The organism is Streptomonospora halophila (assembly GCF_039542725.1).
Lineage (GTDB): Bacteria > Actinomycetota > Actinomycetes > Streptosporangiales > Streptosporangiaceae > Streptomonospora > Streptomonospora halophila.
This window is the reverse complement of sequence record NZ_BAABIK010000046.1, coordinates 13,405-28,133: the sequence shown is the minus strand read 5'-3', so window position 1 is coordinate 28,133 and position 14,729 is coordinate 13,405. Positions and strand designations below refer to the sequence as shown.

General features: G+C 73.5%; 13 protein-coding genes. 8 read left to right on the top strand and 5 right to left on the bottom strand.

The annotated features are described in order from the left end of the window. From ABEA15_RS24075 to ABEA15_RS24065, 3 genes are all read right to left on the bottom strand, one after another. Positions 1-1,524, bottom strand: a 1,524-nt coding sequence (locus ABEA15_RS24075; protein WP_345559276.1) for an acetyl-CoA carboxylase biotin carboxylase subunit, incomplete at its 3' end; no start/stop codon positions are given. 109 nt (positions 1,525-1,633) lie between these two features. Next, positions 1,634-1,882, bottom strand: coding sequence for an acyl-CoA carboxylase epsilon subunit (locus tag ABEA15_RS24070; RefSeq protein WP_345559274.1), 249 nt, complete (start codon positions 1,880-1,882; stop codon positions 1,634-1,636). A gap of 105 nt (positions 1,883-1,987) precedes the next feature. Then, positions 1,988-3,592, bottom strand: coding sequence for an acyl-CoA carboxylase subunit beta (locus ABEA15_RS24065; RefSeq protein ID WP_345559272.1), 1,605 nt, complete (start codon positions 3,590-3,592; stop codon positions 1,988-1,990). A gap of 317 nt (positions 3,593-3,909) precedes the next feature. On the opposite strand from ABEA15_RS24065, the gene ABEA15_RS24060 reads away from it, so the two are divergent. From ABEA15_RS24060 to ABEA15_RS24040, 5 genes are all read left to right on the top strand, one after another. Further along, complete coding sequence (locus ABEA15_RS24060; protein ID WP_344144640.1) at positions 3,910-6,510, top strand: phosphoenolpyruvate carboxylase; 2,601 nt, start codon at positions 3,910-3,912, stop codon at positions 6,508-6,510. A 98-nt stretch (positions 6,511-6,608) separates the two neighbouring features. Next, on the top strand, positions 6,609-7,511 hold the full coding sequence (locus ABEA15_RS24055) for a biotin--[acetyl-CoA-carboxylase] ligase (protein ID WP_345559270.1): 903 nt from the start codon (positions 6,609-6,611) through the stop codon (positions 7,509-7,511). An 85-nt stretch (positions 7,512-7,596) separates the two neighbouring features. After that, positions 7,597-8,151 carry a PH domain-containing protein gene (locus tag ABEA15_RS24050; RefSeq protein ID WP_345559269.1) on the top strand — a complete coding sequence of 185 codons (555 nt, stop codon included), beginning with the start codon at positions 7,597-7,599 and terminating at the stop codon, positions 8,149-8,151. Positions 8,152-8,299: 148 nt separating this feature from the next. After that, the gene (locus ABEA15_RS24045) at positions 8,300-9,310 is read left to right on the top strand and encodes an adenylate/guanylate cyclase domain-containing protein (protein ID WP_345559267.1); all 1,011 of its coding nucleotides are present in this window, start codon (positions 8,300-8,302) and stop codon (positions 9,308-9,310) included. Between the two features lie 107 nt (positions 9,311-9,417). After that, positions 9,418-9,981 carry a peptidoglycan-binding domain-containing protein gene (locus ABEA15_RS24040; protein ID WP_345559265.1) on the top strand — a complete coding sequence of 188 codons (564 nt, stop codon included), beginning with the start codon at positions 9,418-9,420 and terminating at the stop codon, positions 9,979-9,981. 30 nt (positions 9,982-10,011) lie between these two features. Here ABEA15_RS24040 and ABEA15_RS24035 read toward each other — a convergent pair whose 3' ends face one another. Further along, a complete protein-coding gene (locus ABEA15_RS24035; protein ID WP_344144566.1) occupies positions 10,012-11,169 on the bottom strand; it encodes a 5-(carboxyamino)imidazole ribonucleotide synthase in 1,158 nt (385 codons plus the stop codon). A gap of 127 nt (positions 11,170-11,296) precedes the next feature. On the opposite strand from ABEA15_RS24035, the gene ABEA15_RS24030 reads away from it, so the two are divergent. The 3 genes from ABEA15_RS24030 to ABEA15_RS24020 all read left to right on the top strand — a co-directional run bounded on the left by ABEA15_RS24030 (position 11,297) and on the right by ABEA15_RS24020 (position 14,025). Beyond that, positions 11,297-11,815, top strand: coding sequence for a GtrA family protein (locus ABEA15_RS24030; protein WP_344144564.1), 519 nt, complete (start codon positions 11,297-11,299; stop codon positions 11,813-11,815). Positions 11,816-11,993: 178 nt separating this feature from the next. Next, complete coding sequence (locus ABEA15_RS24025) at positions 11,994-12,662, top strand: response regulator transcription factor (RefSeq protein ID WP_344144561.1); 669 nt, start codon at positions 11,994-11,996, stop codon at positions 12,660-12,662. A 76-nt stretch (positions 12,663-12,738) separates the two neighbouring features. Then, a complete protein-coding gene (locus ABEA15_RS24020) occupies positions 12,739-14,025 on the top strand; it encodes a sensor histidine kinase (RefSeq protein WP_344144559.1) in 1,287 nt (428 codons plus the stop codon). 21 nt (positions 14,026-14,046) lie between these two features. Here the strand turns inward: ABEA15_RS24020 and ABEA15_RS24015 are convergent, their stop codons facing one another. Further along, the gene (locus tag ABEA15_RS24015) at positions 14,047-14,688 is read right to left on the bottom strand and encodes an MBL fold metallo-hydrolase (protein ID WP_345559262.1); all 642 of its coding nucleotides are present in this window, start codon (positions 14,686-14,688) and stop codon (positions 14,047-14,049) included. Positions 14,689-14,729 lie beyond the last annotated feature (41 nt).

The window sequence follows — 14,729 nt, the reverse complement described above, 5'->3', positions numbered from 1 at the left end:
GCGCCGCGCCGCGCGCCCGCCGCGCCTGCGGCCCCCGGAACCGCCGGGCTCGGCCGCGGCGCCCAGGCCGGCGGGCAGCACGACCTCCAGGCGCCTGCCGCCGACCTCGACGGTGATCGGCTCGCGCTCGGCGGGCTCGGCCGACTCGGCGGGGCCCGCATAGGGCTCGACGGTGTTGTCGAACTCGGTCTCGATCCAGCGGGTGTGCACGGAGAACGGGGTCCGGGGATCGGACGGCGCGAAGGCGGGGTCGTCGACGACGGCCAAGTGGAACGGGATGACCGTGGGCATCCCCCCGACCTGGAACTCCGCCAGCGCCCGGCGGGAGCGTTCGAGCGCCTCGGCGCGGGTGGCTCCGGTGACGATCAGCTTGGCGACCATCGAGTCGAAGGCCTGGGGGACGGTGAACCCGGTCTCGCAGCCGGTGTCGACCCGCACTCCGGGCCCGCCCGGCAGGTTCAGCGCGGTGATGGTGCCCGGTGCGGGCATGAAGCCGCGGCCGGCGTCCTCGGCGTTGATGCGGAACTCGAAGGAGTGCCCGCGCAGCGCGGGGTCGGCGTAGCCGAGCTCGCCGCCGTCGGCGATGCGCAGCATCTCGCGGACCAGGTCGAGGCCGGCGACCTCCTCGCTCACCGGGTGCTCGACCTGCAGGCGGGTGTTGACCTCCAGGAACGAGACGGTGCCGTCGGCGCCGACCAGGAACTCGCAGGTTCCCGCGCCGACGTAGCCGGCCTCGGCCAGGATCGCCTTGGACGACGAGTAGAGCAGCCGCTCCTGCTCGGCGCTGAGGAAGGGCGCCGGGGCCTCCTCGACGAGCTTCTGGTGGCGGCGCTGCAGCGAGCAGTCGCGGGTGGAGACCACCACCACGTTGCCGTGGGCGTCGGCCAGGCACTGGGTCTCGACGTGGCGGGGGCGGTCCAGGTAGCGCTCGACGAAGCACTCGCCGCGGCCGAAGGCCGAGGTGGCCTCGCGCACCGCCGAGTCGAACGCCTCGGGAACCTCCTCCAGCGTGCGGGCGACCTTGAGGCCGCGCCCGCCGCCGCCGAATGCCGCCTTGACCGCGATGGGCAGGCCGTGCTCCTCGGCGAAGGCCACCGCCTCGTCGGCGCCGGCGAGGGGGTCGGAGGTGCCGGGGGCCAGGGGAGCGCCGACCTTCTGCGCGATGTGGCGGGCGGCGACCTTGTCGCCCAGCGCATCGATGGCCGCGGGCGGCGGTCCGATCCAGGTGAGGCCGGCGTCGATGACGGCCTGGGCGAAGCCGGCGTTCTCGGCGAGGAAGCCGTAGCCCGGGTGGACGGCGTCGGCGCCGGTGCGCCGGGCGACGCCGAGGATCCGGTCGATGTCGAGGTAGCTGTCGGCCGGGGTTTGGCCGCCCAGGGAGTGGGCTTCGTCGGCGACCTTGGTGTGCAGGGCGTCGAGATCGGGTTCGGCGTAGACGGCGACACTCGCGATGCCGGCGTCGCGGCAGGCGCGCGCGACGCGGACGGCGATCTCGCCCCGGTTGGCGATCAGAACTTTGCGCACGGTGGAGCCTCCTGGTCCGGCGTCTGCGAGCGCCGCGCCGGATTGTCACAAGTCTAGGAAGGTGCGGGCTTGTGCGGGGCCGCCGCGGCCCGCCTGTGGACGAGCGGTGTCAGCGCGGGCGGTAGGCGGCCCGCCAGGCGCCCGGTCCGGGCGCGGGCGGGCGCCCCAGCAGCCGCGAGCCCTCACGCCAGCGGGAGCGCGGCGGAGCGGCCGGGCCGCCGTCCGCCGCCCGGGCGGCGCGTGCGCGCGCGGTCAGCACCGCGACCAGCGCCGCCGCCTCCTCGGGGGTGGGGTCGCCGCGCACCACGCGCAGCAACGGTGCGGACCGTCCGGCCGGTACCGGCGCGTCGGTGGTCATGGCCTTCCGTCTCCCTTCTCCGCTCTGCGGCGGAGGCGCTCCGCGCCGCGGCCGCCGCCGTCCGGTCCGCGGGGCCCGGGGGGCCGCCCGGTGCCGTCCGCCGCCTCACAGCGGGATGTTCCCGTGCTTCTTGGGGGGCATCTGCTCGCGCTTGTTCTCCAGCGACCGCAGCGCTTTGGCCACCGACGTGCGGGTCTCGGAGGGCAGGACGACCCCGTCGACGTAGCCCCGCTCCGCTGCGGAGTAGGGGTTGAGCAGGGTGTCCTCGTAGTCCTGGATCAGCCGCGCGCGCTCGGTCTCGACGTCCTCGGCCGCGGCCAGCGTCCGCCGGTGCAGGATGTTGACCGCGCCCTGGGCGCCCATGACCGCGATCTGGGCGGTGGGCCAGGCCAGGTTGACGTCGGCGCCGAGGTGCTTGGAGCCCATGACGTCGTAGGCGCCCCCGAAGGCCTTGCGCGTGATGACCGTGACCAGCGGGACCGTCGCCTCGGCATAGGCGTAGATGAGCTTGGCGCCGTGCCGGATGATGCCGTTCCACTCCTGGTCGGTGCCGGGGAGGAAGCCCGGAACGTCCACGAAGGTCAGCACCGGGACGTTGAACGCGTCGCAGGTGCGCACGAACCGCGCCGCCTTCTCCGAGGCGTCGATGTCCAGGCAGCCGGCCAGGCTCATCGGCTGGTTGGCGACCACGCCCACCGGCCGGCCCTCGACGCGCCCGTAGCCCACCACGATGTTGGTGGCGAACTGCGCGTGCACCTCCAGGAAGGCGCCGTCGTCGAGGACGTGCTCGATCACCCGGTGCATGTCGTAGGGCTGGTTGGCGGAGTCGGGCACGAAGGTGTCGAGCTCCCGGTCGGCCTCGGTGACCTCGTCCTCGCCCGGGGCCTCGGCCAGGGGCGGGTCCTCCAGGTTGTTGGCGGGCAGGTGGGACAGCAGGTCGCGGACGTAGTCCAGCGCGTCCTGCTCGTCGGCGGCCATGTGGTGGGCCACGCCGGACCTGGCGTTGTGCGAGCGCGCGCCGCCCAGTTCCTCCATGGTGACGTCCTCGCCGGTGACCGTCTTGATGACGTCGGGGCCGGTGATGAACATCTGCGAGGTCTGGTCGACCATCACGACGAAGTCGGTCAGCGCCGGGGAGTACACGTGCCCGCCCGCGGCCGCGCCCATGATCAGCGAGATCTGCGGGATGACGCCGGACGCCCGGGTGTTGCGCTTGAAGATCTCGGCGTAGAGCCCGAGCGCGACCACGCCCTCCTGGATGCGCGCGCCGCCGCCTTCGTTGATGCCGACGACGGGGCAGCCGGTCTTCAGCGCGTGGTCGAGGACCTTGACGATCTTCTCGCCGTAGACCTCGCCGAGCGAGCCGCCGAAGACGGTGACGTCCTGGCTGAAGACCGCGACGGGGCGGCCGTCGACGGTGCCGTGGCCGGTGACGACGCCGTCGCCGTAAGGGCGGTGGGAGTCGAGTCCGAAGCTGGTGGAGCGGTGCCGCGCCAGTGCGTCGAACTCGACGAACGACCCGGGGTCGAGCAGCGCGTCGATGCGCTCGCGCGCCGTCATCTTCCCCTTGGCGTGCTGCTTCTCGACGGCTCGTTCGGAACCGGCGTGCACCGCCTCGTAGCGGCGGCGCTGGAGGTCGGCGAGCTTGCCCGCGGTGGTGCGGATGTCGATCTCGGCCGCGGGCAGCGGTTCAGGGGCTTCGGTGGCCATAACGCCTCACGATAACTGTGCCGAACGAGCGTACGGCGACGTCCCCCGCGGTTACCGCCGGGTAGGTGGCGTTGCGCACGGCATGATCGGGGACCAACCGGGGAAGGGAGCCGTGCCACGGCGGCGACCGGCCGAAACGCGGCGCGGCCCGCTCCGGCGGCGCGCGCACCGCGGCCCCGGTCCGTCGGCGCGTGTCCTGCGTCGACGTGCGCCGACCCCGCGGCGACGGTCCCCGTTCGGCAATGGTTCAGACCAATCTGGGTAAGGTCGTCCACATGACAGCGGTAAGCGCGGAACGCGACAGTGCTCGCCAGGAGATGCCCGACCAGTTGCGGGGGGACGTCCGCCTGCTGGGCGAGATGCTCGGCACGGTCATGGCCGAAAGCGGCGGGGAGGACCTGCTCGCCGACGTCGAGCGGCTGCGCCGCGCCGTCATCGGCGCGCGGGACGGCTCGGTCGGCGGCGCGGAGATCACCGAGCTGGTGGACTCCTGGCCGCTGGAGCGCGCCAAGCAGGTGGCCCGCGCCTTCACCGTGTACTTCCACCTCGCCAACCTCGCCGAGGAGCACCAGCGCATCCGCGCGCTGCGCGAGCGGGACGACGCCGACAACCCGCCGCGGGAGTCGCTGGCCGCGGCCGTGCGCGCCGTCCGGGAGAGCGCCGGCGAGGACGGCCTGCGCGAGCTGCTCGACAACATGGAGTTCCACCCCGTGCTGACGGCCCACCCCACCGAGGCGCGGCGGCGGGCGGTCTCCACCACGATCCTGCGCGTCAGCGGCCAGCTGCAGCGGCTGCACGACGCGCATCCGGGCAGCACCGCCGAGGCCGAGGCCAGGCGGCGCCTGCTGGAGGAGGTCGACCTGCTGTGGCGGACCTCCCAGCTGCGCTACACCAAGCTCGACCCGCTGGACGAGGTGCGCACCGCCCTGGCCGCGTTCGACGAGACCATCTTCCAGGTGGTGCCCGAGATCTACCGGTCGCTGGACGCCGCGGTCGACCCCGCGGGCACCGGCCGCGAGCCCGCTCGCGCCCGGCCGTTCGTGCGCTACGGCAGCTGGATCGGCGGCGACCGCGACGGCAACCCCTTCGTCACCCACGACGTCACGCGCGAGGCCATCTCCATCCAGGCCGACCACGTGCTGCGCGCTCTGGAGAACGCGTGCGGACGCATCGCCCGCACCATGACCGCCTACGGCAACCTCACCCCCGCCAGCACCGAACTGCTCGACGCGCTCGCGGCCGCCGAGGCCGGCTATCCGCGGATCATGGCCGAGATCACCAAGCGCTCGCCCAACGAGCCGCACCGCCAGGCGCTGCTGTTCGCCACCGAGCGGCTGCGCGCCACCCGCGAACGCGACGCCGACCTGTCCTACCGCGGACCGGAGGAGTTCCTGGCCGAACTGCGCCGCGTGCAGGCCTCGCTGAGCGCCGCCGGCGCGGCCCGCCAGGCCAACGGCGAGCTGCAGCACCTGATCTGGCAGGCCGAGACGTTCGGCTTCCACCTCGCCGAGCTGGAGATCCGCCAGCACAGCGAGGTGCACGCCCAGGCCCTGCGGGAGCTGCGGGAGGGCGGGCAGCTTTCCGAGCGCACCCAGGAGGTGCTGGCCACCCTGCGCGTGGTGGGCTGGATCCAGGAGCGCTTCGGCGTGGACGCCTGCCGACGCTATATCGTCAGCTTCACCCGCTCCGCCCGGGACATCGCCGCCGTCTACGAGCTGGCCGAGTACGCGCTGCCCAGCGGGCAGACGCCCGTGCTCGACGTCATCCCCCTGTTCGAGACTGGCGCCGACCTGGAAGCCTCGCCGCGCGTGCTCGACGGCATGCTGGCGCTGCCGCAGATGCGCGCCCGCCTGGAGCAGACCGGCCGCCGCATGGAGGTGATGCTGGGCTACAGCGACTCCGCCAAGGACGTCGGCCCGGTGAGCGCGACCCTGCGGCTGTACGACGCCCAGGCGCAGCTGACCTCGTGGGCCGAGCGCAACGACGTGCGGCTGACCATGTTCCACGGCCGCGGCGGGTCGCTGGGCCGCGGCGGCGGCCCGGCGAGCCGGGCGCTGCTGGCGCAGGCGCCGGGGTCGGTGGCGGGCCGCTTCAAGGTCACCGAGCAGGGCGAGGTCATCTTCGCCCGCTATGGGCAGCGCGCGATCGCCCACCGCCACATCGAGCAGGTCGGCCACGCCGTGCTCATGGCCAGCACCGACGAGGTGCAGGAGCGCGCCCGCACCGCCTCGGCGAAGTACCGCAAGCTCGCCGACGAGATCGCCCGGGCCGCCCACGACGCCTACCGCTCCCTCATCGACACCGAGGGCTTCGCCGAGTGGTTCTCCCGCGTCAGCCCGCTGGAGGAGCTGGGCGAGCTGCGGCTGGGCTCGCGCCCCGCGCGGCGCAGCGCCGCCCGCGGCCTGGACGACCTGCGCGCGATCCCGTGGGTGTTCGCCTGGACCCAGACCCGGGTCAACCTCCCGGGCTGGTTCGGTCTGGGCACCGGCCTGGCGGCCGCCCCCGACCTCGCCGAGCTGCAGGCGGCCTACAAGGAGTGGCCGCTGTTCTCGTCCCTGCTGGACAACGCCGAGATGAGCCTGGCCAAGACCGACCGCACCATCGCCTCGCGCTACCTGGAGCTGGGCGGTCGCCCGGAGCTGACCGGACTGGTGCTGGGCGAGTACGACCGCACCCGCGACCTGGTGCTCAAGGTGACCGGCCACACGCGGCTGCTGGAGAACCGCAGCGTGCTCTCGCGCGCGGTGGACCTGCGCAACCCGTACGTGGACGCGCTGTCCCACCTGCAGCTGCGGGCGCTGTCGGCGCTGCGCGGCGACGAGGCCGAGTCGCTGTCGGAGGAGGACCACCGCCACCTGGAGCGGCTACTGCTGCTCACGGTCAACGGCGTGGCGGCCGGCCTGCAGAACACCGGCTGAGCCGCACCGGGGCATTCGCCCGAACGGGCGCGCCGCGCCCGGCCCCGCCCGGGGCCCGCCGTGTGCGGGCAGGCGGGCGGGGCGGTTGAATGGAGCCCATGAGCACACCGGCCGAACCGGCACCCGGCGGGCCGCGCGGCGACGATGCGCACCGCCCCCCGCTGCGCGCCTCCGAGCTCGGCCGTGCCCTGGTCCGCCCCGGCGGGCTGTGGCGCTCGGTCGACGTCCTGGCCGAGACCCCCTCCACCAACAGCGAGCTGCTGGAGCGTGCCCGGCGCGGCGAGCCCGGAGGCGCGGTGCTGATCGCCGACCACCAGACGGCCGGGCGCGGGAGGCTCGGCCGCGGGTTCGCGACACCGCCGCGCGCCGCGCTGACCCTGTCGGTGCTGGTGCGCCCCGCCGTACCGGCGCCCGGACTGGGCTGGCTGCCGCTGCTGATGGGCGTGGCCGCGGTCCGGGCGCTGCGCGCCGGCCCCGGTGTGCCCGCGGTGCTCAAGTGGCCCAACGACGTCCTCGCCGAAGACAGCGGGCTCAAGCTCGCGGGCATCCTGTCCGAGGCGGTGTTCCCGGCCGCGGGCACCGGCGGCGGCGCGGCGGAGCCGGACGCCGGAGCGGGCGTCGTCCTCGGCATCGGGATCAACGTCTCCCAGCGTCGCGACGAGCTGCCGGTGGAGACCGCCGCCTCGATAGCCCTGTGCGGCGCGCCCGGCGCCGACCGGCGGGAGCTTGCGGTATCGCTGCTGGAGGAGTTCGCCGCGCTCTACGCCGCATGGGCGGCGGCCGGCGGCGGCGCGGCGGCCGCGGGACCGGCCCGGGAGTACCGCGCCTCCTGCAGCACCCTGGGTCGGCGCGTGCGCGCCCACCTGCCGGGCGGGGGCGAGCTGCTGGGCGAGGCCGTGGGCGTGGACGCCGGAGGCCGGCTGGAGGTGCGCGACGCCGCGGGCCGGATGCAGGCGCTGAGCGCAGCCGACATCGTGCACCTGCGCCCCGACGACGGGTGAGGGCCGTGCCGCGGACCTGCGGCGGAGCGGGCCCTGCCAGGGTTCGGGGCGCGCGGGGGCGGCCGGGCTGTGCGAGGATCGGTGTATGGCAACAGGGCGGCGCCACCTGGCGGGCGACGAGGAGCTGATTCTCGTCACCCGGCGGCATTGGACCACGGTCGCGGACGCCTTCCTCGCGCTCGCCGTCATCGCCGCCGCGACCGCCGCCGCGCTGTGGCTGCTGCCCACCGCGCCGGAGTGGGTGCGCTGGATCCGCTACGCGGTGGTCGCGGTCGCCGCGCTCGCCGCCGTCGCCCTCGGGCTGGTCCCGCTGCTGCGCTGGTGGACGACCGTCTACATCCTCAGCGACCGGCGCCTGATGCACCGCCGGGGGCTGCTGACCCGTCAGGGCCGGGACATCCCCCTCAGCCGCGTCGACGACGTCTCCTTCAGCATGTCGCTGGGCGGGCGGATGCTGGGCCGGGGGGATCTGACCGTGCGCTCCGCCGCCGAGCAGGAGGGCATGGAGCTGCACGGCGTCCCGCGGGTCGAGCGGCTGCAGCGCGAGATCTACCGCGCCGTCGAGGACGCCGAGCGGCACGCCGCCCCACTGGACGAGAGCGGGGACGCCCCGCCACCGGGGCCGGGAGGCGGCACGTGAGCACGGTCGCGCAGGACCTGGAGTTTTCTTGACGCGCACCCGCCGCACGTACTAAACCGACAGTGACACCCGGGTGACCGCGCCCTCCGCCCGGCCGCCGCCCTCCTCCGCAGCACGCCACCACCGGCCTCTAACACGAGAGTTTTCCATGTCGCCGCGTCCCGACCTCACGGAGATCGAAGCCGTCCTGCTCGGTGGGGAGGCGCGCTACACGCGCGCGCAGGCCGTCGAGCTCGCCGGCGCCTCCGGGGACTTCTCCAGGCGCGTGTGGCGGGCGCTGGGATTCGCCACGCGCGGCGAGGACGCCGTCGCCTTCACCGACGGCGACGTCGAGGCGCTGCGCATCACCTCCGAGCTGATGAAGGGCGGCATCCTCGACGAGGACGCCGCCATACGCCTGGCACGCGCGATGGGCCAGACCATGGCCCGGCTCGCGGAGTGGCAGACCAGCATCCTCTCCACGCTCTCGCACGCGCCCGCGAAGGGCACCGACGAGGAGCCGAACGGTCCGCTGGCGGGCTTCGCGCAGGAGCTGATGCCCGACGTCGAGAGCCTGCTGCTCTACATCTGGCGCCGGCAGCTCGCCGCGTCGGTGGCGCGGCGGGTCGCGTTCCTGCGCAGCAGCGAGGACGCCGCCCCCACCTACTTCCCGCTCGCCGTGGGCTTCGCCGACCTGGTGTCGTTCACGACGCTGAGCCGCGAGCTGGACGAGGTCGAGCTGGCCGAGGTGGTCGAGGGCTTCGAGTCCACCGCGACCGACATCGTCGCCTCGGGCGGCGGGCGCGTGGTCAAGACGCTGGGCGACGAGATCCTCTACGTCGCCAACACCGCCGGTCAGGCCGCGGAGATCGCGCTCCAGCTGGCCGACGGCGTCAAGACGCACATCGAGGTGCCCGACGTGCGGGTGGGGCTGGCCTACGGTCCGGTGCTGGCCCTGCTGGGCGACGTCTTCGGCACGACGGTCAACCGCTCGTCGCGGCTGACCTCCTTCGCCCGGCCCGGCACCGTCCTGATCGACGACGCGCTGGCCGACCTGCTGCGCGACGACTCCTCCCTGCAGGTGGTGGCCGTGCGCGCACGCCACGCCCACGGCCTGGGCCAGCTGCAGCCCTACGCCCTGCGCCGCAGCTTCGAGCCCGCCGGCCCGGCGGCCGGCTGAGCCCGCCGCCACCCGCGCGCTCGCCCGCCTCCTCCGCACCGCCGTGCGAACCGGTGGCGCGGCCTCCGCGTCCTACTCGGTGACGCCGCTCACAAGGAGGAGGCCGCATGGCCGCGAAAGCACGGATCACCGCCACCGCCACCGCCGTCGCCACCGGCCTCGCGCTCGCCCTCGGCGGTACGACCGCCCCGGCGGCCCTCGCCGACGGCGCGCGGACGCCGCCGGAGGCCGCCGAGTCCATCCGAGCGCAGCCGTGGGTGACGCTGGAGGAGGGCGACCGCCAGTACCGCGTCCTCGCCGTGGCCGCCGTCCTCGCCGAGCTGCACTACTACCCCAAGGAGCCGATCATCGCCTTCGACGCCGACCTCGCGGCCGCCGTCGCGGAGTATCGGGGCGACCGCGGTCTCCCGGTCACCGGCGTGGTCGACGGTGCGGTGTGGGAGCGGCTCTGCGGCGACGTCGGCCTGGTGCGCGCCGGAGACCCGCGCCTCGCCCTGGTCAACGGCCTGGAGCACACGCTGACCCACCTCGGGTTCGGACCCGCCGAGTACGGCGGGTTCACCCCCGCGGTGAAGGCGTTCCAGCGCGACCGCGGGATCGGCGACGACGGGATCATCGGCCCGGTCACCTTCCGCGCGATGTACGCCGAAGGCGCCGAGGACGCCTCCTGATCCGCCGGGCCCGCGGCCGGCGCCGGCGCCTCAGTCCTGGTCGCCGCGCAGGTAGGACGCCGCGTCGCGGGCCCGTTCCAGCAGGTCCACCCAGTCGTCGCCGGCCACGTTGACGTGCCCGATCTTGCGGCCGGGGCGCACCTCCTTACCGTAGAAGTGCACCTTGGCCTCGGGGTCCTTGGCCATGACGTGGATGTAGCGGCCGTAGACGCGGGGGTCGTCGCCGCCCAGCACGTTCGCCATGACCGTGTACGGCGCCGTCGTGCGCGGGGACCCCAGCGGGAGGTCCAGCACCGCGCGCAGGTGCTGCTCGAACTGGGAGGTGCGGGCCCCGTCCATGGACCAGTGGCCGGAGTTGTGCGGGCGCATGGCCAGCTCGTTGACGACCACGCCGTCCTCGGTCTCGAACAGCTCCACCGCCAGCACGCCGACCACGTCCAGCGCGTGGGCGAGGTCGATCGCCAGCTCCTGGGCGGCGGTGGCCTTGTCGTCGTCCAGGCCGGGGGCCGGAGCGATCACCTCGCGGCAGATGCCGTCGCGCTGGACGGTCTCGACCACCGGGTAGACGGCGAGCTGGCCGTAGGGCGACCGGGCCACCTGCACCGCGAGCTCGCGGCGGAAGGCGACCTTCTCCTCGGCGAGCAGCCGCACGCCGTTCTGCTCCGCGCGCTCCAGCACCTCCAGTGCCTGCGCGCGGTCGTCGGCCACCCACACGCCCTTGCCGTCGTAGCCGCCGCGCGCGGCTTTGAGGACGACCGGCCACCCGGTCTCGGCGGCGAACGCCTCGACCTGGTCGATCGCCGTCACCGCGCGCCAGCGGGGGCAGGGCACGCCCAGCTCGGCGGCGCGGGTGCGCATGCGCAGCTTGTCCTGGGCGTGCTGGAGGGCCGAGCGGCCCGGCCGTACGACAGTGCCGCCGTCCTCCAGCTCGCGCAGGACGGGCTCGGGCACGTGCTCGTGGTCGAAGGTGACGACGTCGCAGGACTTGGCGAAGTCCAGCAGGTCGGCGAGCCCGCGGTCGTCGCCGAGGCGCACGTCGCCGCACACCAGCGCGGCGCTGTCAGTGGGCGAGCCGGCCAGGACGCGGAAATCCGTGCCCAGGGCGATCCCCGCCTGATGGGTCATGCGGGCCAACTGCCCGCCGCCGACCATCCCCACGCTGGGGACGGGTCGATGTCGCTCGCTCACTGTTCCTCAACTCGTCGACGACTTCTAGGCTGGTGGTGCGGTGCAGGGCGGGGAGTAGGCTGGCAACGCCTCCAGCGGCGCCCTACGGAATTGTAGTGACCACCTGGGCAAAGGAACGGATCCCCCTGTGCGATCAGTGATCAGGCCCCCGGCCTGGCCGCCGCGGATCGTCCGCGAGCTGGCCAAGTTCGGCACGGTCGGCGGCGTCGCCTACGTCGTCCAGCTGGCCTCGACCAACGTGTTCTGGCTGGTGTTGGACGCCCCGCCGCTGGCCGGCCAGGCGCTGGGCGTGCTGATCGCCACAGTGGTGGCCTTTTCGGGCAACCGGTTCTGGACGTTCGGCCACCGGGCGCGCACCGGCCTGGCCCGCGAGTACGCACTGTTCTTCGTGTTCAACGCTGTGGGACTGGGCATCCAGCTGGCGTGCCTGGCGATCTCGGTCTACGCGCTGGGCCTCGACGGCCCGCTCGCGCAGAACATCGCCGGCAACGTCGTCGGCGTGGGGCTAGGCTCGCTGTTCCGGTTCTGGACCTACCGGCGGTGGGTCTTCCCGGCGCAGCCGGACCCCGAGCCGCAGCCGGCCGCGGACGCCGCAGCCGAGGGCCCCGGGCCCGCCGTTCCGGCGCGCGAGGTCGAGCCCTCCTGAGAGACCGCCCCGCGGCCTCCGAATACGTAAATTCCCGGAATGCGGGCGACAAAGAATCGTTGGTCCTCGGGAAAAATGGTGCGCGATGTCCGCTATGAGGCTGGTGTGTTTCGGCCGACCCGGGACCTTCCGGCGCGCATGATAGGGAAATACGTGCCATCGTTTTACGATCATCCCTATGACCTGCGTTTTGCTGGCCGAGGACGATACGTCGATCTCCGAGCCCCTCGCGCGCGCACTCCGCCGCGAAGGTTACTCCGTCGACGTGACCGTCAACGGCAATGAGACCCTCGACCGCGCCCGCGTCGGCGACATCGATCTGATGGTCCTCGATCTCGGCTTGCCCGAAATGGACGGGTTGGAGGTGGCCCGCCGCCTGCGCTCAGAGGGCCACGGCACACCGATTCTCATCCTCACCGCACGCGCCGACGAGGTCGACACCGTGGTGGGGCTCGACGCGGGCGCCGACGACTACGTCACCAAGCCGTTCCGCCTGGCCGAGCTGCTCGCCCGCGTGCGCGCCCTGCTGCGCAGGGGCGGTGCGGAGGTGCCTGTGGTCCACGGCGTCCGTATCGACAACGACTCCCGCCGGGCCTGGATCGGCGACCGCGAGCTGCAGTTGACCACCAAGGAGTTCGACCTTCTGCGGGTCCTGGTGCGCGACGCCGGCAAGGTCGTCACCCGCGAGCAGATCATGCGCGAGGTCTGGGACACCAACTGGTGGGGCTCCACGAAGACCCTGGACATGCATATATCGTGGCTGCGTCGGAAGCTGGGGGACGACGCGAACCAGCCGTCCTACATCACCACCGTGCGGGGTGTCGGCTTCCGCTTTGAACGCGACTAGGCCCGCCCCGATCCGCCCTGCTTTCGGGGCCCGAATACGGACCCGGGGCCGCGCGTATCGGGCAGCGGGGGTGTGAATGCGCAGGCGGATGCTGTTCTCCACGCTTGTGGTGACCGTGATCGCGGTCCTGCTGCTGGGGCTGCCGCTGGGAGCGCTGACCTACAGCACCATCTACAACCAGGCGCAGCGCCAAGTCGAGCAGGAGGCCCAGGTCATCGCGGCCGAGGTCGAAGGCGGGCTCGACGAGCAGGGCACGGTCGACGTCGACCGCCTGACCGAGGTGCACCCCAGGCGCCACATCGAGGTCCGGTTGAAGACCGGCGAGGTCTACACCGCCGGCGGCTGGGAGATCGACCCGCGTGCGACCGGAGCCCCGCCGAGTGTGCGTGCCACCGCCTCCTCCGACGCGGGAGCCTCCGTCACCGTCTGGCGCGACACCGAACGCGTGCGCGAGAACATCGTCAACGCCTGGCTGGGAATCGCCTCGCTGTCCCTGCTCGCCATCGGGGTGGCCGTGGGGCTGGCGATGCTCCAGGCGCGCCGGCTCACGCTGCCGCTGGTGGACCTGGCCGCCACCGCCGAGCGGCTGGGGTCGGGCATCGTGACCCCCTGGGGGCACCGCTACGGGATCTCCGAGGCCGACCGCGTCGCCGAGGTCCTCGACCGCAGCGCCGAGCGCATCGCCGGGCTCATCGCCACCGAGCGGCACTTCGCCACCGACGCCTCCCACCAGCTGCGCACCCCGCTGACCGCGCTGTCGATGCGGCTGGAGGAGATCATCGCCGAGGCCGACAACCCCGACACCGTCCGCGAGGAGGGCGAAGCGGCGCTGGCCCAGACCGAGCGGCTGGTCGACACCGTGGAGAGCCTGCTGGGCCGGGCGCGCAAGAGCCAGCAGCCCGAGACGGAGACGATCGACCTCGACGCCGCCCTGGCGCAGTTCGTCTCGGAGTGGGGCCCCATCCTGCGCAAGGAGGGCCGCGACGTCGTCCGCACCGGCGAGCGCGGGCTCTCGGCGCGCATCCCCGCCACCGACCTCACCCAGATCATGGCCAGCCTCGTGGACAACGCCCGCCGGCACGGCGGCGGCGAGGTGACCGTGCGCACCGTCGACGGCGGCGGATCGGTGCGGGTGGAGGTCAGCGACGAGGGCCCGGGAGTCCCCGAGGAGATCGCCGGCCGGATCTTCGAGCGGGAGGTCACCGGCGGAAACGGCACGGGTCTGGGCCTCGCGCTGGCCCGCCACATCGCCGAGTCGGAGGGCGCCCGGATCGAGCTGATCCAGTCGCGGCCCACCACCTTCGCGCTGTTCCTGCCCCCGGCACCGGGCGGCCCCTCCTCCGCGAACCAGAGCCCCGTGTGAGGCTTCGCCCGCAAGCGGACCTTAGAAGCCGCGGTCGATCCACTCCTGCAGGTGCGGGGACTCGGCCCCGATCGTGGTGGAGTCGCCGTGGCCCGGGAGCACCAGGGTCTGGGGCTCGAGCGCCAGCAGGTGGGTGCGGATCGAACCGACGATCGTGGGGAAGTCGGAGAAGGACCGGCCGGTCGCGCCCGGGCCGCCCTGGAACAGGGTGTCGCCGGTGAAGACGGTTCCGATCTCCGGGGCGTGCAGGCACACCGCGCCGGGACTGTGGCCGGGCGTGTGCAGTACCTCCAGGTCGACGTCGCCGGCGCGCAGCCACTCGCCGTGCAGCAGCGGTGCGTCCGGCTCGCGGTCCGGGTAGACCATGGCCCACAGCTCGGCGTCGTCGGGGTGCACCAGGATCGGCGCGTCGGCCAGGTCGGCGAGCTCGGCGGCCGCGTTGACGTGGTCGTTGTGGGCGTGGGTGCACACCACGGCCATCAGCTCGCGGTCGCCCAGCGCGCGGGCGATCGCCTTGGCGTCGTGTGCTGCGTCGACGACGATCGCCGTGCTCTCGTTGCCGACGATCCACACGTTGTTGTCGACCTCCCACTCGCCTCCGTCGAGGCGGAAGGTCCCCGAGGTGACGAGGCGCTCAACGGAGTTCGGCGGTGTCTGCGACATGTCGGTGGCCTCCGGCCGGCGTCGTGGGATGGGTCTGGTGC

Excerpts from the sequence above, each read along its gene's own strand:
- ABEA15_RS24060 (WP_344144640.1), top strand. The coding sequence starts at position 3,910 with ATGCCCGACCAGTTGCGGGGGGACGTCCGCCTGCTGGGCGAGATGCTC.
- ABEA15_RS24040 (WP_345559265.1), top strand. The coding sequence starts at position 9,418 with ATGGCCGCGAAAGCACGGATCACCGCCACCGCCACCGCCGTCGCCACC.
- ABEA15_RS24050 (WP_345559269.1), top strand. The coding sequence starts at position 7,597 with ATGGCAACAGGGCGGCGCCACCTGGCGGGCGACGAGGAGCTGATTCTC.
- ABEA15_RS24025 (WP_344144561.1), top strand. The coding sequence starts at position 11,994 with ATGACCTGCGTTTTGCTGGCCGAGGACGATACGTCGATCTCCGAGCCC.
- ABEA15_RS24020 (WP_344144559.1), top strand. The coding sequence starts at position 12,739 with ATGCGCAGGCGGATGCTGTTCTCCACGCTTGTGGTGACCGTGATCGCG.
- ABEA15_RS24015 (WP_345559262.1), bottom strand. The coding sequence starts at position 14,688 with ATGTCGCAGACACCGCCGAACTCCGTTGAGCGCCTCGTCACCTCGGGG.
- ABEA15_RS24065 (WP_345559272.1), bottom strand. The coding sequence starts at position 3,592 with ATGGCCACCGAAGCCCCTGAACCGCTGCCCGCGGCCGAGATCGACATC.
- ABEA15_RS24070 (WP_345559274.1), bottom strand. The coding sequence starts at position 1,882 with ATGACCACCGACGCGCCGGTACCGGCCGGACGGTCCGCACCGTTGCTG.
- ABEA15_RS24045 (WP_345559267.1), top strand. The coding sequence starts at position 8,300 with ATGTCGCCGCGTCCCGACCTCACGGAGATCGAAGCCGTCCTGCTCGGT.
- ABEA15_RS24055 (WP_345559270.1), top strand. The coding sequence starts at position 6,609 with ATGAGCACACCGGCCGAACCGGCACCCGGCGGGCCGCGCGGCGACGAT.